Origin of the sequence: Candidatus Fukatsuia anoeciicola, assembly GCF_964059965.1 — a bacterium.
GTDB lineage: Bacteria > Pseudomonadota > Gammaproteobacteria > Enterobacterales > Enterobacteriaceae > Fukatsuia > Fukatsuia anoeciicola.
Genome location: NZ_OZ060923.1, coordinates 424,473 through 445,091 on the forward strand (window position 1 = coordinate 424,473; position 20,619 = coordinate 445,091).

The 20,619-nt window shown below is 30.6% G+C and carries 13 protein-coding genes and 4 pseudogenes; 8 read left to right on the top strand and 9 right to left on the bottom strand.

Going from position 1 to position 20,619, the window contains the following annotated elements:
* Window positions 1-56 precede the first annotated feature (56 nt).
* From rpmH to mnmE, 5 genes are read left to right on the top strand one after another with little or no spacing between them, the layout of a single operon-like run.
* Window positions 57-197: a 50S ribosomal protein L34 gene (gene rpmH, locus AB4W73_RS01455; RefSeq protein WP_367680664.1), complete on the top strand. Its 141-nt coding sequence runs from the start codon at window positions 57-59 to the stop codon at window positions 195-197.
* Between the two features lie 18 nt (window positions 198-215).
* A complete protein-coding gene (gene rnpA, locus AB4W73_RS01460; protein ID WP_367680665.1) occupies window positions 216-560 on the top strand; it encodes a ribonuclease P protein component in 345 nt (114 codons plus the stop codon).
* Entirely contained in the window at window positions 539-796 is a 258-nt protein-coding gene (yidD, locus tag AB4W73_RS01465; RefSeq protein ID WP_367680666.1) for a membrane protein insertion efficiency factor YidD, read from the top strand. The genes rnpA and yidD overlap by 22 nt, the downstream gene beginning before the upstream one ends.
* Before the next feature lie 2 nt (window positions 797-798).
* A complete protein-coding gene (gene yidC, locus AB4W73_RS01470; protein WP_367680746.1) occupies window positions 799-2,439 on the top strand; it encodes a membrane protein insertase YidC in 1,641 nt (546 codons plus the stop codon).
* The gene (gene mnmE / locus AB4W73_RS01475) at window positions 2,426-3,820 is read left to right on the top strand and encodes a tRNA uridine-5-carboxymethylaminomethyl(34) synthesis GTPase MnmE (protein ID WP_367680667.1); all 1,395 of its coding nucleotides are present in this window, start codon (window positions 2,426-2,428) and stop codon (window positions 3,818-3,820) included. The genes yidC and mnmE overlap by 14 nt, the downstream gene beginning before the upstream one ends.
* A gap of 447 nt (window positions 3,821-4,267) precedes the next feature.
* Here the strand turns inward: mnmE and acpP are convergent, their stop codons facing one another.
* From acpP to rluC, 7 genes and pseudogenes are all read right to left on the bottom strand, one after another.
* The gene (acpP, locus tag AB4W73_RS01480; RefSeq protein ID WP_367680668.1) at window positions 4,268-4,507 is read right to left on the bottom strand and encodes an acyl carrier protein; all 240 of its coding nucleotides are present in this window, start codon (window positions 4,505-4,507) and stop codon (window positions 4,268-4,270) included.
* 156 nt (window positions 4,508-4,663) lie between these two features.
* Window positions 4,664-5,407 (bottom strand): 3-oxoacyl-ACP reductase FabG, encoded by a 744-nt coding sequence (fabG, locus tag AB4W73_RS01485; protein WP_367680669.1) that lies wholly within the window; start codon window positions 5,405-5,407, stop codon window positions 4,664-4,666.
* A gap of 14 nt (window positions 5,408-5,421) precedes the next feature.
* Complete coding sequence (gene fabD, locus AB4W73_RS01490; RefSeq protein WP_367680670.1) at window positions 5,422-6,351, bottom strand: ACP S-malonyltransferase; 930 nt, start codon at window positions 6,349-6,351, stop codon at window positions 5,422-5,424.
* An 18-nt stretch (window positions 6,352-6,369) separates the two neighbouring features.
* Complete coding sequence (locus AB4W73_RS01495) at window positions 6,370-7,332, bottom strand: beta-ketoacyl-ACP synthase III (RefSeq protein WP_367680671.1); 963 nt, start codon at window positions 7,330-7,332, stop codon at window positions 6,370-6,372.
* Window positions 7,333-7,628: 296 nt separating this feature from the next.
* Window positions 7,629-7,796: pseudogene (rpmF, locus tag AB4W73_RS01500) on the bottom strand (50S ribosomal protein L32); the annotation flags it as partial.
* Window positions 7,777-8,328: a 23S rRNA accumulation protein YceD gene (yceD, locus tag AB4W73_RS01505; RefSeq protein WP_367680672.1), complete on the bottom strand. Its 552-nt coding sequence runs from the start codon at window positions 8,326-8,328 to the stop codon at window positions 7,777-7,779. The gene yceD and the pseudogene rpmF, both read right to left, overlap by 20 nt.
* A 34-nt stretch (window positions 8,329-8,362) precedes the next feature.
* Window positions 8,363-9,325, bottom strand: coding sequence for a 23S rRNA pseudouridine(955/2504/2580) synthase RluC (rluC, locus tag AB4W73_RS01510; RefSeq protein WP_367680673.1), 963 nt, complete (start codon window positions 9,323-9,325; stop codon window positions 8,363-8,365).
* A 476-nt stretch (window positions 9,326-9,801) separates the two neighbouring features.
* On the opposite strand from rluC, the pseudogene rne reads away from it, so the two are divergent.
* Window positions 9,802-12,276, top strand: a pseudogene (gene rne, locus AB4W73_RS01515) (ribonuclease E); the annotation flags it as partial.
* A 526-nt stretch (window positions 12,277-12,802) separates the two neighbouring features.
* Window positions 12,803-13,855 carry a dihydroorotase gene (gene pyrC / locus AB4W73_RS01520; RefSeq protein ID WP_367680674.1) on the top strand — a complete coding sequence of 351 codons (1,053 nt, stop codon included), beginning with the start codon at window positions 12,803-12,805 and terminating at the stop codon, window positions 13,853-13,855.
* Between the two features lie 322 nt (window positions 13,856-14,177).
* Here the strand turns inward: pyrC and rsmD are convergent, their stop codons facing one another.
* The gene (gene rsmD, locus AB4W73_RS01525; RefSeq protein ID WP_367680675.1) at window positions 14,178-14,789 is read right to left on the bottom strand and encodes a 16S rRNA (guanine(966)-N(2))-methyltransferase; all 612 of its coding nucleotides are present in this window, start codon (window positions 14,787-14,789) and stop codon (window positions 14,178-14,180) included.
* A 418-nt stretch (window positions 14,790-15,207) separates the two neighbouring features.
* Between rsmD and ftsY the strand changes: the two are divergent.
* Window positions 15,208-16,158, top strand: a pseudogene (gene ftsY, locus AB4W73_RS01530) (signal recognition particle-docking protein FtsY); the annotation flags it as partial.
* A gap of 1,319 nt (window positions 16,159-17,477) precedes the next feature.
* Here ftsY and rnr read toward each other — a convergent pair.
* Window positions 17,478-19,784 (bottom strand): annotated as a pseudogene (rnr, locus tag AB4W73_RS01535) (ribonuclease R); the annotation flags it as partial.
* Window positions 19,785-20,619: the final 835 nt, after the last annotated feature.

The window sequence follows — 20,619 nt, forward strand, 5'->3', positions numbered from 1 at the left end:
CTGGGAGATAATTATTTAATAATCTACAATCATCCATCCTATTTAGGTAAATTTTTATGAAACGCACTTTCCAGCCTTCCATACTAAAGCGTAATCGTAGTCATGGTTTCCGTGCTCGTATGGCTACTAAAAATGGTCGTCAAGTTCTGGCTCGTCGTCGAGCAAAAAGTCGTGCTCGTTTGACTATTTCCAAATAATAAAGCTTATTACCCGACGTGGTTAAATTATCATTTCCTAGGGAGTTACGTTTATTAATTCCTTCTGATTTTACTTTTGTTTTTCAGAAGCCACAACGTGTTAGTACATCACAACTAACTATACTAGGACGCTTAAATAAATTAGGTCATCCCCGTCTTGGGCTTGCTATAGCTAAAAAGTATGTTAAACGTGCTCATGAACGTAACCGAATTAAGCGCTTAGTACGAGAAAGCTTTCGTTTATATCAGTATCAGTTATCTTCTATGGATTTTGTAATACTAGTTAAAAGAGGTGTAGATAACCTAACTAATCCTGTTTTAACGCAAATGTTGGAAAAATTATGGCATTGTTATTATTTCTAAGCTGTAGCATCTTAATTAAACTTATCAGGGGTTATCAGAATATTATTAGTCCACTATTCGGGTCACGTTGTCGCTTCTATCCTACATGTTCTGATTATGCTCTTGAAGCCATAGACAAGTTTAGCCTAATAAAAGGCAGTTGGTTAACGCTAAAACGTATATCAAAATGTCACTCTTTAAATCCCGGTGGCTATGATCCTGTACTACTTAAATCTGAAGATAATAGAGAACAATAATGATGGATGCGCAACGTAATCTTCTTCTTATCGCTTTTCTGTTTGTGTCTTTCATTATCTGGCAAACCTGGCAAGTAGATAATAATACACAGCTCACTATGCAGATTAAGCAACAAAATACAAGTTCAATTAGTGATTATATTACTAATAGTAAAAACCAAATAATACCTACTAATAGTCAAGGACAACTTATTAAGGTAAAAACTGATGTGTTATCATTAATTATTAATACACGTGGTGGTGATATTGAACAGGCTAAGCTTCTAGCTTATCCTGATACACTAGGTTCTGATAAAACTTTTGAGTTACTAGAAACTACACCAACTTTTATCTATCAAGCACAAAGTGGCTTAACAGGTAAAGATGGATTAGATAATCCTATTAATGGTAATCGTTCACTTTTTTATACTACTCAGTCAGATTTTATTTTGGCAGATGGACAGAATGAACTATGTATTCCGCTGACTTTTAATAATAAAGATGGCACTGTCTTTACGAAAACCTTTGTGCTAAAACGTAATAATTATGCGATTAATGTTAATTATCAAGTAAAAAATGTATCTGAAAAACCATTGGAATTAATCTTATTTGGTCAATTAAAACAAAGTATTAATTTACCTAAATACCGCGATATTAGTAGTAGTAATTTTGCTTTACATACTTATCGTGGTGCAGCTTACTCTTCTGATAATATCAAATATCAAACATATAACTTTAGTAAAATTAAAGATGCTAATTTAGAAATTGTAACCCAAGGTGGATGGATTGCAATGCTACAACAATACTTTGCAACAGCTTGGATTCCTGATGCAAACGTTACTAATACTTTTTATTCTCGTGAACTAGCCAATGGATTAGCAGTTATTGGTTTTAAAAGTGCACCCGTAGTTGTGCAACCAGGTACACAAAAAAAACTCACTGCTAAATTATGGATTGGCCCAGAAATTCAAAATCAAATGGCAGCTATTGCTCCTCACCTTGATTTAACTGTAGATTATGGTTGGTTATGGTTTATATCTCAACCATTATTTAAGTTACTACAATTTATTGAAAGTTTTGTTGGTAATTGGGGGGTTTCTATCATTGTAATCACTTTTATTGTTCGCGGTATTATGTACCCCCTTACTAAAGCACAATATACTTCAATGGCAAAAATGAGAACTCTTCAACCTAAGTTAACTGCTATACGCGAACGTATTGGTAATGATAAACAACGTGTAAGCCAAGAAATAATGGCATTATATAAAACTGAAAAAGTTAACCCACTTGGTGGTTGTTTACCATTAATTATTCAGATGCCAATTTTCTTAGCACTATACTACATGTTAATGAGTTCTGTTGAATTACGTCATGCACCTTTTATGTTATGGATAAATGATTTATCAGCACAAGATCCATACTATATTTTACCGATATTAATGGGTATTACTATGTATTTTATACAAAAAATATCACCAACTACTATCACTGATCCTCTGCAGCAGACAATAATGACATTTATGCCTATTATTTTTATAGTATTTTTTCTCTGGTTTCCTGCAGGTTTAGTACTCTACTACATTATTAGTAACCTAGTTACTATTATGCAACAGCAGATTATTTATCATGGTTTAGAAAAATGTGGTTTACATGATCGTAGATAAATTTTTTGAGAGAACTTATGAATATAGGGATACTATAGTTGCACAAGCTACCCCATCAGGACGAGGGGGTATTGGTATTTTACGAGTTTCTGGCTACGCAACAAAGAAAGTAGCACGAGCAATATTACGGAAGTTACCTCGTCCACGTTATGCTAATTATTTGCCATTTTATGATACTGACGGCAGGATACTTGATCGGGGAATTGCTATTTACTTTCCTTCTCCTCATTCTTTTACTGGAGAAGATGTATTAGAATTACATGGACATGGTGGTGCGGTTGTTTTGGATTTATTGCTAAAATGTATTTTGATACTACCAGGTTTACGTATCGCACAACCTGGAGAATTTTTAGAACGAGCTTTTCTCAACGAAAAACTTGACTTAATTCAAGCTGAATCTATTGCTGATTTAATTGATGCTAACTCAGAACAAGCAGCACGTTCAGCCATTAATTCATTACAAGGTGTTTTTTCAAATCATATTAATCAATTAGTAAAGAAACTAACGCATTTACGGGTCTATGTAGAAGCAGCAATAGATTTTCCAGCTGAAGAAATAGACTTCCTATCCGATGGAAAAATTAAGGTACAACTTAATAGAGTACTGGATGATTTAAAAGTAGCACAAAACAAAGCTTACCAAGGTAGCTTGCTACGTGAAGGAACAAAAGTAGTGATTGCAGGTCGTCCTAATGCAGGTAAATCTAGTTTACTTAATGCATTAACTGGACGTGAAACAGCAATAGTTACTCACATTGCTGGTACAACACGTGACCTATTACGAGAGCATATTCACATCGATGGTATGCCACTACATATTACTGATACTGCGGGGCTACATGAAACTAACAATGAAATAGAAAAAATAGGCATTGAACGCGCCTGGAATGAGATCAAACAAGCTGATAACTTACTATTTATTGTTGATAGCACTACTACCATGGCCATAGATCCTTCTGATATTTGGCCAGAATTTATTGAACAATTACCAGCAACATTACCAATCACGGTAATACGTAATAAAGTAGATATTACTGGTGAACAAATTGGTTTAACTCAAATGAAAAAGTATTCACTAATTCGTTTGTCAGCTCATACTGGTGAAGGGATTGATATATTACGCACACATATTAAACATAGCATAGGTTTTACTGGTAATATAGAAGGTAAATTCTTAGCTCGTCGTCGCCACTTACAAGCATTAGAAGTAGCAACTCAGCACTTAATAAACGGACATCAACAGTTAGTAGATATGCAATCTGGTGAATTATTAGCCGAAGAATTACGTTTAGCACAACAGGCTTTAAGTAAAATAACAGGGGTATTTAGGTCAGATGATTTATTAGGACAGATTTTTTCCAGTTTCTGTATAGGCAAATAGAAAATAAAAAATAAATAATATTTTGAAACAACTTATTATACTATTAATCTATAATTTTATAAAAAACTAAAAGATGATTTGCATTATTAAAACTATATTATAAGCATGAATTATTTATTAAAAACTATTACTTCATAAATTTTATACACTATATTTTTATATACTCATGATACTGCTAAGAGCATTGTTACTTTTAGCTTAAATAATATTATTATGTACTTTATTCTAAGAGTAATTAGTACTTAATATACATATAACATTAAAACTAATAATTTTATAGATATTTATTTATTGATATCTTTTGGTACTATAAAGTTTTAATATTTAATTTTATATTTATAACTTAATACTTAGGTATAATTTTTTAAAATAAGGTAAATTAAAAAGTTATCTAAAAAACTTAGGCGATCTAATGATCGCCCAGATATTTTTTATTTGTTACTAAAATTATATATCCTGATGTGCTGTAATATAGTCAATAGCTGCCTGAACTGTTGTAATCTTTTCTGCTTCTTCGTCTGGGATCTCAGTATCAAATTCTTCTTCTAGAGCCATTACTAATTCAACGGTATCCAGGGAATCCGCGCCAAGATCCTCCACAAAAGAAGATGTTAAAGCAACCTCTGCTTCTGCAACACTCAGTTGTTCAACGATGATTTTCTTAACACGTTCTTCGATAGTGTTCATGTTCTTAAATTTCCTATCAAAACTCGCTTACGCGATGGTTCTTGTAGTTTATAAAATACTGGAAAAGATGCAACTAAATCTCAATTAATCAAACCACTATTTTTACATAATTATGCGATTTTTACGGCAAATTATATAAATAATTTGCATAATTTCTTAAAACATATACATGCCACCATTAACATGTAATGTTTCACCAGAAATATAACTAGCTTCAGCTGAAGCTAAAAATACAACAGCACTAGCAACTTCTTTAGCGCTACCAAATCTATTAGCAGGAATTTTTGTTAAAATATATTCACGTTGCTTTTCTGTTAATACCTCCGTCATATCTGTCTCAATAAAGCCTGGCGCTACAACATTAACAGTAATGCCACGTGTAGCAACTTCATGTGCTAATGATTTACTAAAACCAACAATGCCTGCTTTAGTAGCAGCATAATTAACTTGTCCTGCATTACCTGTAGTACCAACTACTGAACCAATAGTAATAATGCGACCAAAACGTTTTTTTATCATAGCTTTTAATACTGCTTTTGATAAATAAAATATTGAAGTTAGATTAGTGTCTAAAACATTTTGCCACTGCTCATTTTTCATACTCATTAGTAAATTATCAGCTGTGATACCAGCATTATTTATTAGAATATCAATTACACCATATTTACCATAAATATTTTTAATATCTTCCATTAAATTATTAATTGATATAGAATCAGCAACATTCAATATAAAACCCTTACCTTTTTCACCTAAATAATCATCAATATTTTTTACTCCCTTTTTGCTAGTTGCGGTCCCAAATACTTTAACACCACGTTCAACTAATAATTGTGTGATAGCAAGACCAATACCACGACTAGCACCTGTTACTAGCGCAATTTTTCCTTTAATACTCATATTATCCTCTTTAGTTATTGTTTAAGCGCAGAATATAAAGAAGCAACATCATTGATTGATGCTACATTCAATGTATTGATAATACGCTTATTTAGGCCAGTTAAAACTTTACCAGGACCTATTTCTAGTAGCTGCTTAATGCCTTTCATCGCCATATATTCAACAGATTCAACCCAACGAACTGGATTATAAATTTGACGTACTAAGGCACTACGAATAGCTTCAGGTGAGCTTTCTATCTTCACATCAACATTATTTAGAATTGGGCATCTTGGTGGGTTAAAAATTATTTGTTCCAATGCAATAGCCATTTTTTCCGCAGCAGGTTTCATTAGAATGCAATGCGCAGGCACACTAATAGGTAAAGGTAGTACACGTTTTGCTCCTGCTATCTTACAAGCAACAACGGCCCTTTTTATAGCCTCTTTATTACCTGCAATTACTGCTTGATATGGTGAGTTAAAGTTAACTAATGAAACAACCTGACCTTGTGCTGATTCTGCACAAATCTTAGTAATAATATTATTATTAAGGCCAATAATCACCTCCATCCCACCAATACCAGGTGGAACTGCTTGCTGCATCCATTTTCCACGTAATTCAACTAATCGAACTGCTTGTTCAAAATTCAATACATCTGCACAAACTAAAGCAGAATATTCACCTAAACTATGACCAGCCATCATCAATGGTAATGAACCATGTTGTTGCTCCCAAACGCGCCAAATAGCTACTGAAGATGTTAATAATGCCGGTTGAGTTTGCCAGGTTTTATTTAATTCTATCGCTGATCCTTGTTGTACTAACTGCCATAAATCATAACCTAATACTGATGATGCTTGTCTAAACACTGCTTTAATTAATGGAAATTTAGCGGCTAAATCTGCTAACATACCAGTAGTTTGAGAGCCTTGTCCTGGGAATACCATTGCAAATTTTATCATTTTTATTTCCCTATGAAATTAAAATCTAATCAAAGCTGATCCCCAGGTAAAACCACCACCAAAGGCTTCCAACAATACTAAGTGTTTACGCTGAATTCGTCCGTCTCGTACGGCTTCATCTAGTGCAGAAGCTACTGATGCCGCAGAAGTATTACCATATCGATCTAAAGTAATTACTACTTTTTGCATGTCTATTTTTAATTTTTGAGCTATTGCTTTAATAATGCGTAAATTAGCTTGATGAGGCACTAACCAATCTAATGTTTCACGTTGTAAATTATTCACCTCTAATGTTTCCTCAACAATTTGAGCTAATTTGGTTACTGCAATTTTAAATACCTCATTTCCTTTCATAGTAATATATGCAGGCTGTTTCTGGGAATATTGATAAGATAATGTTAATAAATTGCCAAAATAACCATTAGCATGTAAATGTGTTGAGAGAATTCCTGGCTCTTTTGATGCACCTAATATTACTGCTCCTGCACCATCACCAAATAAAATAAGAGTTTTACGATCTTGTGGATCAAGCATACGACTTAGAATATCAGAACCAATTACTAGTGCATGTTTTACAGTACCATTTTTAATAAATTGATCAGCAACACTCAATGCATAAAGAAATCCTGTGCAAGCAGCAGCTAAATCGAAAGAAATGGCATCCTTAATTTCTAACATTTGTTGAATTTGACAAGCTGAGCTTGGAAATGCATAGGTCGAAGAAGTAGTTGCAACGATAATTAAATTAATATCGTTTTTATCGAATTCTTTTATTACTTCTCGCGTCATTTCTAACGCTTTTTCTGCAGCATACCAACCTATTTTAGCTACTGTATCTTTATCCGAAGCAATACGTCTTTCTTTGATACCGGTACGAGTTTCAATCCACTCGTTGGAGGTATCTACCATTTTTGCTAAATCCGCATTACTACGCCTATGTTCGGGCAGATAACTTCCCGTACCAAATATCTTAGTGTACATGTCTTGTCATCTTAAGTAATAGCACGCTTAGAAAGCTTTAAGGCTACCCTATTTATCTAGCGTCTATAATTTTTAATAAAAATTCTGTAATAAAAAGTTACTAATTAATAGCATAACTATTTTGTAATATAGTCCCTACAGGAAACTTGTGTATTCTGTAAATTAAATTATAAGTAAAGATATTAATAGAACTATTTATTAGATTTCCTAGTTTTTTTTCTAGCTTGTCTTTTTTCTTTTGTAGCCTTATTAATAGTCTTAGTTTTTTCTTGTAATCTTGATTTAATAGCTTCTTGCTCTTCAGAAATTTGATGACCACAGTAATAACCATTAGTAGTTATATGATGACGTAAATGGATTTCACCGGAAGTCTTATCTTTAGAAAGAAGGGAAGCAGTTAGCATATCATGAGAGCGACGCATACCACGTTTAGATCGAGTGGGCTTATTTTTTTGTACGGCCATTAGCCTTACTCCTTAATTGTTTTTTCAAATTTACTAATGTTCTAAACAGATTAGGTTTCTCTGTTTCTTTAGGAAGTTGACCACACACCATATTTGTTTCTACTGCACAATATTCAGATTTATGTAGTGGAATCATAGGTACTGAAAGAATAATTTCATCCTCAATTATTGCTAATAAGTCAATTTTACCAAATTTATTAATATTAACTGGTTCATAAACTTCAGGTAGTGTCTCAGCCTCCTGATTATTAGTTACTGGGCTAAAACAATATGTAGTATGAATATGATAGGAGAAATTATTACCACAACGCTGACACATTAATGTTATATCAACATCTACATTACCTGTAATAACTACTAAACATTGGTCATCAAAATTAACTGACAACCAGACTTTAACATCACTATTCACATTAACTACTGAAGCAGCAACACGCATTACTTGCTTCGCAAGATAGATACCAGAGTAATCTAAGCATCTTTGAGCACTGCTAAGTGCATCAATAGTTAAGGGTAATTTTAACTTTTGCATAAATCGTGTATACTAATTTTCTAATGGTATATAGTCAAAGACAAAGGGATGTCTTGTGTAAAGTTTGCAAACAATACTGTAATTGATTATCCAATGGTGCTTCTATACTTATATTTGTACCAAAATATGGATGTTTAAAACGAAGTGTGTTTGCATGCAAAAATAAACGATATAATCCAATACCTTGTAATTGGAGATTAAACTCACGATCACCGTAACGATTATCACCGGCAATTGGACATCCCGCATGTAAAGTATGAACACGAATTTGGTGTGTTCTACCTGTTATTGGGCTTACTTTTATTAAAGTTGCTTGTAAAAAACGTTCTTTAACTTGAAAATGAGTCTTTGATGGTTTACCGATATTATTCACCTTCACAACTCTTGTACCACCGTGTAAAATATTTTTTAACAAAGGAGCTTCTATTACTTTATAGTGAGATGGCCACTGACCACGTACAAGTGCTAGATAATTTTTCTGCATATTTTTTAAGCGTAACTGTTGATGCAATAAACGTAAAATAGAGCGTTTTTTAGCAATTAATAACACGCCTGATGTGTCACGGTCTAGTCGATGAACTAACTCTAAAAAACGAGCTTCTGGTCTCAGAGCACGTAATGCTTCTATAATACCAAAATTAAGTTTACTTCCACCATGTACTGCAATGCCAGAGGGTTTATTTAGCACTAAAAGATACTCATCTTCAAATAAGATGCAATTAGCTGGTAACATAAATTTATCTAACTTTGTTAATACTTGTATCATTTTACGTTGTGCTACTCGCACAGGTGGTAATCGTACAATATCGGCAGCAACTAGTTTATATTTAAATTTAACACGTCCTTTATTAACACGAACCTTACCTTTACGTATAATACGATAGATTAGATTTTTTGGTACACCCTTTAATCTAGCAAACAAAAAATTATCGAGTCGCTGACCGGCTTCATCAGCAGAGATATTAATTAATTGTACTGAAGAACTATTTATTTTCATAATTTATTATTTTAAATATAGTGAAAAATTATCGCCACCTATTTTTTTATTTTAACTATTTAATTAATTATTAAAAGTAACATTTACAATTTATATGTATCTAATTTAATTATTAGATTTATTTATCCTAAAAAATATATTATTCAATTTAATAACTTATGTCTTTAGCAAGATACTTATTAGTATAATCTTTACTGAAGAAGCAAAGTCATCTTGCTATATCAGTATCAGCAATGAAATAATGCAGCAAATTTCATGTTAATTTTTTATTAACCTGTGAAATAACAAAATTTACTTGGTCACGCAAAACACAGCAATGGCATAAGACATAATATAAAATCAAGTAATTAACGAGCTGTGAGTAATTAACTGAGCTAGAAAATAGGAATTATAAAAGTTATCCTAATATTAGAGCATTAGTGGGTTGTTTGCTCATAGTTTTAATACCAATGCAAAAAGATAATGAGTAAGTTAAGATGAGAAGAATGTTGATTAATGCAACGCAGCAGGAAGAGCTGCGAGTTGCTCTTGTAGATGGACAACAACTTTACGATCTGAATATAGAAATTCCAGGCCATGAACAAAAAAAATCAAATATTTATAAGGGTAAAATTATTCGAATTGAGCCGAGTTTAGAGGCAGCTTTTGTTGATTATGGTGCAGAAAAACATGGTTTTCTACCATTAAAAGAAATTTCACGCGATTACTTCTCTAGTAACTCTTCTTGTAACCGTGTTAATATTAAAGAAGTTATACGTGAAGGTCAAGAAATTATTATTCAGATAGATAAGGAAGAACGTGGCAATAAAGGTGCTGCATTAACGACCTTTATTAGCTTAGCAGGTAGTTATTTAGTCTTAATGCCGAATAATCCTCGTGCTGGAGGCATCTCTCGTCGTATTGAAGGAGAAGATCGTACTGATCTAAAAGAAATCCTATCTGGATTGCAATTGCCTAATGATATGGGACTTATTGTTCGCACTGCTGGTGTTGGTAAAAATGCTGAAGCGTTACAATGGGATCTATCATTTCGCTTAAAACATTGGGAAGCTATTAAAGAAGCAGCTAAAAAGCGTGATGCTCCTTTTTTAATTCATCAGGAAAGTAATGTAATCGTTCGTGCTTTTCGTGATTATTTACGTCAAGATATTGGTGAAATACTAATTGATAACCCTAAGATTCTTAATCTTGCTAAGAAACATATTACTGCCTTAGGTAGGCCTGATTTTAACGATAAAGTTAAATTGTATAGTGGTGAGGTTCCCTTATTTAGTCATTATCAGATTGAGTCGCAAATTGAATCAGCTTTCCAATGTGAAGTACGTTTACCATCTGGTGGTTCCATTATTTTTGATACAACCGAAGCATTAACTGCTATTGATATTAACTCTGCGCGTGCGACACGTGGGGGTGATATTGAAGAAACAGCATTTAATACTAACCTCGAGGCTGCTGATGAAATTGCTCGTCAACTCCGTTTGCGAGATCTTGGAGGACTGATCGTAATTGATTTTATTGATATGATACCAATGCGTCATCAACGTGAAATAGAGAATCGTTTGCGTGACGCAGTACGTCAAGATCGTGCCCGTATTCAGATTGGTCGCATTTCTCGTTTTGGTCTATTAGAAATGTCACGTCAGCGTCTTAATCCATCACTAGGAGAATCTAGTCATCATGTTTGTCCACGTTGTAGTGGCACTGGTACTATTCGTGATAATGAATCCTTATCACTATCAATCCTACGTTTAATTGAAGAAGAAGCGCTGAAAGAAAATACTCATGAAGTACATGCTATTGTACCTGTACAGATTGCATCTTACTTACTTAATGAAAAACGTGATTCTATTAATGCAATTGAAAAACGACAAGGTGGGGTTCGTGCTGTAATAGTCCCTAAAGATAAAATGCAAACACCTCACTATTCAGTATCAAGAGTACGTAAAGGTGAAGAAGCACCCACATTAAGTTATCTACTAGCACAACGATATAATCCAGAGATAGCGATGTCACAAGAAGAAATATCTAATGAATATAAACGTCCAGAACAGCCAGCATTATCGCCGCCATTATCTACATTTTCGCCATTAAAAACAGTATCTATTGCTGATTCTGTTACTATGAACTTGTCGATGTTACCACGTTCAACCAAGGTAACCACTGTAACTGGCCTGTTTCAGCGTTTATTAACTAATCTAAAGGGATTTTTTAATCCTTCAATTGAATCTATTCAATCTATTGCTAAAACAAAACTAAATACTACTAAGAATAATCAGTCAGATCGTCGTCAATCATGTTGTCAAGGTAATGAACGCAAAGATCAAGTAGAACATAATACGCGTGAAAACCGTGAAGAGCAAAAACGTAAAAAACGAACCTTATCATCTAATATGTTAATTAATATCCCTATTAATTTGGAAAAAACACTACAAAAAAATCAGCAAAAGCATGAGCAAAATAATAAACATCAAGTGTCAGTAGAATCGAAAATAACAGATGTAATTGTAATAAAACAAGAAATTAAACTTGAGCAAAAAGAAACACCACAGATTATTACGCCGCATCAACAAAATCGTCCACTATCTAAAAAAATAAACTTACAAATAGTTAAAGATAGTGCTATGCCTCATATATCACCATTAACAACCATTACAAAAACTAATGAGAATAATAATGACTGTTTAGTTAATAATGGAAATATAATTAGTAATGAAAACAGTATGCCGCACCGTTCACGCCGCTCACCACGTCATCTACGTATGAGTAATCAACGCCGACGTCGGTATCGTGATGAACGTTATCCAATTAAATCTGCTATGCCATTAGTAGGTGCTTTTGCGTCACCAGAAATGGCTTCAGGTAAAATATGGATTAGTTACCCATTAGTAAAATGGATAAAACAAAGAGATAGGCCAGAACAGATAACACAGACCAGTTCAGGATCTATTGTACCAACAAAACAAAATACTACTTTGACGCAAGCACCAGTTATTATAAGTAATAATATTATAGATGAAATAACCATAAACTTTATGGTATTATTACTAATAATACCGTTAATAATATAATTAATAATATTAATTATAAGATAACTATTGTTATACGCCTAATAAAATAGTTTTATTATAATATTTATTTATATATAAGAAAACAAGTTAGTAGATTTTAAATCTATAGTAACTTATCTATTAAGGATATTATTCAAGTATTATATTAGTATGTTTATAACTAAAGTAGTTATACTAGGTTATATTACACAAATTCTAGTATATAATAATTGACAGTAATCTTTATTTAATTTTATGAATAAAAAGACTCTATTAGTAGTTATGCCATTATTAATCAGACATATATTCCAGTTACTAAGCTATAACTTATTAAATAATTTCATTAAATTATGATATTAATTAATAGTTTTTAATAAAAATAATCAGATCATATAAGATCTACTATGTCATGCTCAATGGAGTCTAATTAATGGCTATAAAACCACAAATCCTTAAAATTCGTTGCCCAGATGATTGGCATGTTCATTTACGTAATGGTAGAATACTTAAAACTATATTACCCTATACTAGTCAAACCTTTAGACGTGCTATTATTATGCCTAATTTAACAGTACCTATTACTACAGTTACTGCTGCTGAGAATTATAGAAAACAAATTATAGAAGCAATACCTAGTGGGCATATATTTACTCCATTAATGACATGTTACCTAACAGAAACATTATCAGTTGCCGAGTTAAAGCAAGGTTTTAATAAAAAAGTCTTCTACGCAGCTAAATTATACCTTGCTAATGTTACTACTAATTCTAATCATGGCGTAATTAATATTACTGCTATCTATCCGTTATTTGAACAAATGCAAAAGTTGGGTATGCCATTACTTATTCATGGTGAAGTAGTAGATACAGCGATAGATATCTTTGATCGTGAAGCGCGATTTATTGACCAAATATTAACTCCTATTCGTCAATGTTTTTCTCAATTAAAAATTGTATTTGAACATATTTCTACTAAAGAAGCAGTTGAATATGTATTAGATGCTGATGAGTTTCTTGCTGCTACTATTACACCACAACATTTAATGTTTAATCGTAACCATATGTTAGCTAGTCGTATTCATCCTCATTTATTTTGCTTACCAATATTAAAACGGAGTCATCATCAACAAGCACTACGTGCAGCTCTTTCAAAGGGCTGTAACCGTTTTTTTCTTGGTACTGATTCAGCGCCCCATATTAAAGAATATAAAGAATCAGCTTACGGCTGTGCAGGGATATTTAATGCACCAGGAGCGTTATCTATTTATACCGCTATATTTGAAGAATTAAATGCACTAAAGCATTTAGAAGCATTTTGTTCTGAAAATGGTGCAAATTTTTATGGTCTACCTAAAAATGAAGGCTTTATTGAATTAATACGTAACTCTTTTATTCAGGTAGAGAAAATTAATGTAGACCAAAGCTCGATTATTCCTTTTTTAGCAGGTCAGACCATTAATTGGTCGGTTAAAACTAAATACTAAGGATTTGAATATATTAAGATTAGATAATCTTCTATCTATTTCAAATATTATTTTTAATTAAATAATAATATTACTTTGAAGTAACTTAAGTTATTATTTTTGTTAAACTGATATCTTAAAGAAACTAAAATAAAAATATTAGTCTATTACTAGTAATGATTACCTAATCTTTATTCTTAATTAACCTTAATAGTATATTAATTATAAGCTATATATTAATGTTACAAACATAATAGTAATACTGATAAAGTACCTTAAGAATTCAAAAAATAATAAAAAATTAAAAATAAAAATCTTCATGTTATTAATGTTAATAATCAATCTAAATTAATTGATATTTTCTTATTTTAGTATTAAAAGATTGACGAATATATAATCTATAAATAACCTGCCCAGCAGTTTTTTCTCGATATAATTGCCAATTAGTAGGAAAGTTTATAGCTATATTTTCTATCTCAGTCTCAACATAAATCCATGCTATATCAGATAACCAATTTTTTTTCTCTAGCAGATGTATGCTTGTAGCAAGCAAATTATGACGAAAAGAAGGATCTAAAAATACTAAATCATAGGGTTGGCCTAATTGTTTTAACCAGTTTAGTGTATTGGTATGAATTACCTGGCCATTTTTTGCTTTTAATAATTTCAAATTATTTATTAGTTGGCGTACAATATGTTGTTTTGATTCTAATAAAGTTACTGTTGATGCATAACGTGATAGAGCTTCTAGTCCTAATACACCGCTACCAGCAAAGCAATCTAAACAATGACACCCTTGAATTATAGGAGCAAGCCAGTTAAATAGGGTTTCTCTCACTCTATCCATCGTAGGACGTAATTCTGAACTAATAAGTACTGGTAGTTTACGACTACGCCATTTGCCACCAATTATACGGACTGTCTTTAAGGAAGAAGATTGTAATTTTTTTGTCATTTTATATAAAGAAATAAGAAAAATTATTCACTATTCTACCGATAACTATGCTATACAGGAAAGACTTAAATAATATTTTTATAAAAAATAACTTATTTTAGTTACTATAACTTAGAAAATGCTAGATTAATTAAATACTAAATAAAAATATAGTTTCAATACCTAATAGATTTTACAAAAAAATTTTGACTATATATTAGTCATAATTTAAATACTAGGAGTATAACTACTAATGGCAAAAGAAAAAAAACCTGGACTTTTTTCATGGTTAGGTTTTAGCCATCATAATGATAAGCAAATGATAAAACAATCTCAAGAACCTATTGTTGACATGATGCTACCAGAGAAAATTAATAAAAAAACAGGAAATAATGTATATAAAGAATCAAAACAATCTTTTAATGTTCATATTGCACCAATAATACAACAAGAACAAAAGCAGATAGACAAAGAAAGTTTCTTTCTTTATCTAAAGCGTAGTTTATTAAAAACTAAAGAAAATATTGGTTTTAGTTTTATTAGTTTTTTTCGTAATAAAAAAATTAATGATGATTTATTTAAACAGTTAGAAGAAAAACTACTGATTGCTGATGTAGGTATAAATACTACACGTAAAATTATTAATTTACTAATTACTCATGCTAATCATAAACAGTTAAAAGATGCAGAGATATTATATGTTAAGCTAAAAGAGGAAATGTTTAAAATTCTTGCTAAAGTTGATAAGCCATTGAATATAAATTATAAGGCTCCGTATATTATTTTGATAGTTGGAGTTAATGGTGTAGGCAAAACGACTACTATAGGTAAATTAGCACATAAGTTTCAGTCACAAGGTAAATTAGTTATGCTAGCTGCAGGTGATACTTTTCGTGCCGCTGCTGTTGAACAATTGCAGATATGGGGTGAATGTAATAAGGTTGCTGTTATAGCGCAACATACTGGTGCTGATTCTGCTTCAGTTATTTTCGATGCATTTCAAGCAGCCAAAGCGCGTAAGATTGATATCTTACTAGCAGATACTGCGGGGCGATTACATAATAAAGCTTATTTAATGGAAGAGTTAAAAAAAATAGTCAAAGTAATGAAAAAACTTGATATTAATGCTCCCCATGAAATCATGCTAACGTTAGATGCTAGCACTGGACAAAATGCTATTAGCCAAGTTAAATTATTTAACGAAACTATAGGTTTAACTGGAATTATATTAACTAAACTTGATGGCAGTGCAAAAGGAGGGGTAATTTTTGCTATCGCAGATCAGTTTAATATACCTATTCGTTATATTGGTATTGGCGAAGGCATTAAAGATTTACGGACATTCAAAGCAAACGATTTTATTGAGGCTCTTTTTGCTAAAAAAGATTAATACTATTATCTTAACGAACAAATAAAGCGCACTTCTAAGAATTATTAATATTATAAAAGAGTAGATTTTCCCCCTCAGAGAATCAAAATAATATTTTAACTAATTATTTTAATACTAATAAAAAGCACCTTATATGTTACTAAACGATCTAATTTAATACTAATTAAATTTAATTTTATTATTAATAATAATAGTCACTTATAAAATTAGAAAACTCCTTTTAAAATTGTTAAATAGGAATTTTTTAAAAATTATTGTTTACTATTATACTAGATAGTAGTTATCAGCATAGCTATATTGCTAGTTATCGTTAATATTAGTATTGCTATACTTAGTAGTGAATGCCTACCTGAATATAATAAATTTATTAAATGGAGTTAAAATTTGTTACTAAGTTTTATATTAGCAATAATAATAGATAAACATTACTAATATTATGATAAATAAATTTGTAGTATTGTTAATTGATAGGTTAATAAATGACCTAGATGATAGTTTATTATAAGTAATTATTCGGTTATTTAAGTAAGATGCTCATATGGTATTGCTATACTTATTGTTACTTATAATATTCTATTTAGATCTAATAAAAGTGTCTAGTTATAGTATTAAGTTAAGAGTTAATATTATAAATATAATGAATAATATAAAAATAAAGATATTACTAATAAGGTTGGTATATTTAATAAAAAAATAAATTACTTATTATAATAAAATAGTTAGAAAATTTAGTAATTGATCTTATTTTAGTTAGATGATAGATAATAGAATAAGTTTTTCCTAAAATATACGTGATTCATTATTTTACTTATTATATTCTTTATTTATTAATATTGCTATTAATAATATAATAATATTAATAATTATCAATGATGAAATTAAGTGAATAATTTTATTTGTAATTACTTAAGATTTTCATGAATAATTACTTAATTAGCAAAATTAAATATATCATTTGTCTAGTGTTAAAATAATTATTAAATTTACTTATAAGACTAGTTTTTAATATTGCCTACTATAAAATTATTTTTAGTAATGTTATGTACTATAAGAGATAGTATTCTGTATATTTTTCTAGTTAAATTTTTATACGCTATAACTAATTATATCACTATCTTTTTTATTGAAAAAATTTGCATCATGGTAAATTTACCACGTTTTATAAGATAGTATTTACCTAACTACGATAGTTTTTAATTAAAGAATAGATATTAAAATAGTTAATTATTATTTTTTTACATAAGTTATAATTAAATATTTTTTATTTATTTAGATACTATTACTTAACTAGCTATTAACTAGTCTACTGGTTTAGTTATTGATAGATTAGCACTATATTTTAATATAGTTTTATTACGTAGAGACTGCGTATAATTTTTTAATTTTTTTCGTATAATTTTATCTTTATTACATATTTTACGCGTGCTTGAAACTAAGAAAAAATCAATTTTTCTTTCATCTATATGTACTGCTGCTACAATAATATTAACTCTATCTCCTAGACGATATACCCTACTAGAGGATTCACCAATTAAGCGCTGACTAATATTATCATAACGATAATAATCTTTATCTAGGCTAGAAACATGTACTAGACCGTCAATAAAAAGATCATCTAGTCGTACAAAAAAACCAAATCCAGTAACATTAATAATAATTCCTGTAAATTCTTTATTAACTTGATCACGCATAAAATCACATTTCAACCAGTCAGAAACATTACGTGTGGCTTCTTCAGCACGACGTTCAGTCATTGAGCAACGTATACCTAATTGTAGCATTTCTTGATAATTACTGTGCCAACCACCAGTTTTTGTACGATATTCTTCATGTGGAACAAGTGTTTTAGCTAATTGATATTTAATTACTCTATGCATAACTAGATCAGGATAACGGCGGATAGGTGAAGTAAAATGTCCATATGAATCTAATGCTAATCCAAAATGTCCGCGATTTTCTGAGTCATAAACCGCTTGTTTCATTGAACGTAATAACATTGTTTGTAACATCTGATGATCAGAACGATGAGAAATTTTATTCATTAATAAAGCATAATCTTTTGATTTAGGTTTTAAACCACCTGTCATAGCTAAACCTAACTCGTTTAATACACTAGATAATGCAGTGATATTATCATCACTTGGACGATCATGTACACGAAATAATGCTGGTTTCTTGTGCTTTTCTACAAAATTGGCAGCAGCTATATTTGCTAGGATCATACACTCTTCAATCAATTTATGAGCATCATTACGCACAAGTAATTCAATACGTTTAATACGCTGTTTTTTATTAAAGATAAATTTGGCTTCTTCTGTTTCAAAAGTAATACCACCACGCCTGATTCGAGCTCTATCTAAAGTCTTATACATTTTATGTAATTCTATTAGATGAGATACAAATGGCTGATATTGATTATGTAAAGATTGTTCACCATTAATAATTTTCCATGCTTTAGTATATGTTAAACGTGCCTGAGAATTCATAATTGCTTCATAAAATTTATATGTAGAAAGCTCACCTGCTGAAGAAATTGTCATTTCACAAACCATACAGAGACGATCTATCTGTGGATTAAGCGAACATAAACCGTTAGATAATATTTCTGGTAGCATTGGGATTACTTTTGATGGAAAGTAAACAGAGTTACCACGATTACGCGCTTCATTATCCAGTGCTGTTTGTGGTCGTACATAATAACTCACATCAGCAATTGCAACCCATAAACGCCAACCGTTCCTATTTTTTTTATCATTATCTTGTTGGCAATAAACAGCATCATCAAAATCATGAGCATCTTCATTATCTATGGTAAGTAAGGGCAAATTACGTAAATCAATTCGCCCCTGTTTTGCAGCTTTTGGTATCTGGTCTTGTAATAATGCAATTTGCTTTTCTACCTCTACTGGCCATATATAAGGAATTTCATAGGTACGCAAAGCAATATCTATTGCCATATTAGCACCCATATTTTCTCCTAATACTTCAATAATTTTACCTATAGCTTTAGTCTGTAAAGTTGGGCGTTTAATTAGTTCAGCTACTACAATAGAGCCTATACAGGCATTATAAACATTATCAGGAGGAATAATAATATCAAAACTAAAACGACTATCATCTGGCACAACAAAACCAAGATGAGTACTAGTATCAATAAAATACCGTCCAACAATCTGACTAATTTTAGGTACTAATATCCTAACAATACGTGCTTCACGGCGTCCTTTACGATCAACTCCTAAAGACTGAGCTAATACTTCATCACCATGAATTACTTTTTTCATTTGTTTTATAGAAAGATATAAATCATCTTTACGATTTTTGAGTCGTAAAAAACCATAACGATCACGATGACCAATAATAGTACCACGTAGTAAATCTAAGCGTTCTGGTAAGATATAACATTGATGACGCGTAAATACTAGTTGACCATCACGCTCCATAGCTTTCAATCGACGACGAAGTGCTTCTAAAAGTTCCTTACTAGATAAATTAAATTCTTTAGCTATCTCCTTACGGCTAGCAGGCGCTTTACGACTTGCTAGATGGGTCAAAATAAATTCTCGGCTTGGGATAGGAGAACTATATTTTGCTATTTCTCGTTCCAGGAATGGATCTTGTAACATTACAGTATCTCCGTTGTTATTAGCAAAGAGGTCTATTATTTCACCCTAGATACCCACGAGACTTCTAGCATACTTTTCAGTGATGTTAATGTAGTTTTATAGGAAATATATTAAATTAACGTACTACTCCAGTAATAAAAAATTTTAATATAAATTAACTTAAAAGCTGTGCTTTGTATCTAATAAGTATAGTACGGACTATATAAGTCACTTATAAGACTATACAATAACATATTGATATTAATTAATAATTATTAATAAAGCTAACAGGTTACACAACATTTCCTATATCAACAAAAAATTATACTTAAGTCAAAGTGCTTTATAAAAATTTAGGATATAACATTATTGCTTTGCTTCCTGATAATTTTATTTAAATTAAATCATAAGGTCCTTAATTTTTATTACATTGATTCAATAAAAGAACAAAATATGTAATCTTTATAAAAGAAAATATCTATTATAGATATTATTAATTAACAAAAATTAAATCTTTTAAGTTCTATACTATTAATAATAATATTAATAGATAAATAAAATTATTGTATTTAAGAATAAGATAAATATCTCTCTAATTAACTAATTTAGTATTAATTATTAGGTAAACTTATTAGGATACAAGTAATATAAATTTTATTATTTTTTATATTATAATATATGATCTTATGTCTATATTATTAAATACATAAATGCTTATGCTAGAAGATATTAATATGCTTGCTATTTATATTTAAAAATTTAGATAAATTTTTTTATAGTTTATTAAAACTAATATAATAAATAATAAGCTTATTGTAAAATCTATCCAACATTGCTAATTCTATATTATGAAACA

Coding starts and splice junctions, on each gene's coding strand:
- rpmH (WP_367680664.1), top strand. CDS start 57: ATGAAACGCACTTTCCAGCCTTCCATACTAAAGCGTAATCGTAGTCAT.
- yidD (WP_367680666.1), top strand. CDS start 539: ATGGCATTGTTATTATTTCTAAGCTGTAGCATCTTAATTAAACTTATC.
- yidC (WP_367680746.1), top strand. CDS start 799: ATGGATGCGCAACGTAATCTTCTTCTTATCGCTTTTCTGTTTGTGTCT.
- mnmE (WP_367680667.1), top strand. CDS start 2,426: ATGATCGTAGATAAATTTTTTGAGAGAACTTATGAATATAGGGATACT.
- acpP (WP_367680668.1), bottom strand. CDS start 4,507: ATGAACACTATCGAAGAACGTGTTAAGAAAATCATCGTTGAACAACTG.
- fabG (WP_367680669.1), bottom strand. CDS start 5,407: ATGAGTATTAAAGGAAAAATTGCGCTAGTAACAGGTGCTAGTCGTGGT.
- fabD (WP_367680670.1), bottom strand. CDS start 6,351: ATGATAAAATTTGCAATGGTATTCCCAGGACAAGGCTCTCAAACTACT.
- AB4W73_RS01495 (WP_367680671.1), bottom strand. CDS start 7,332: ATGTACACTAAGATATTTGGTACGGGAAGTTATCTGCCCGAACATAGG.
- yceD (WP_367680672.1), bottom strand. CDS start 8,328: ATGCAAAAGTTAAAATTACCCTTAACTATTGATGCACTTAGCAGTGCT.
- rluC (WP_367680673.1), bottom strand. CDS start 9,325: ATGAAAATAAATAGTTCTTCAGTACAATTAATTAATATCTCTGCTGAT.
- pyrC (WP_367680674.1), top strand. CDS start 12,803: ATGGCTATAAAACCACAAATCCTTAAAATTCGTTGCCCAGATGATTGG.
- rsmD (WP_367680675.1), bottom strand. CDS start 14,789: ATGACAAAAAAATTACAATCTTCTTCCTTAAAGACAGTCCGTATAATT.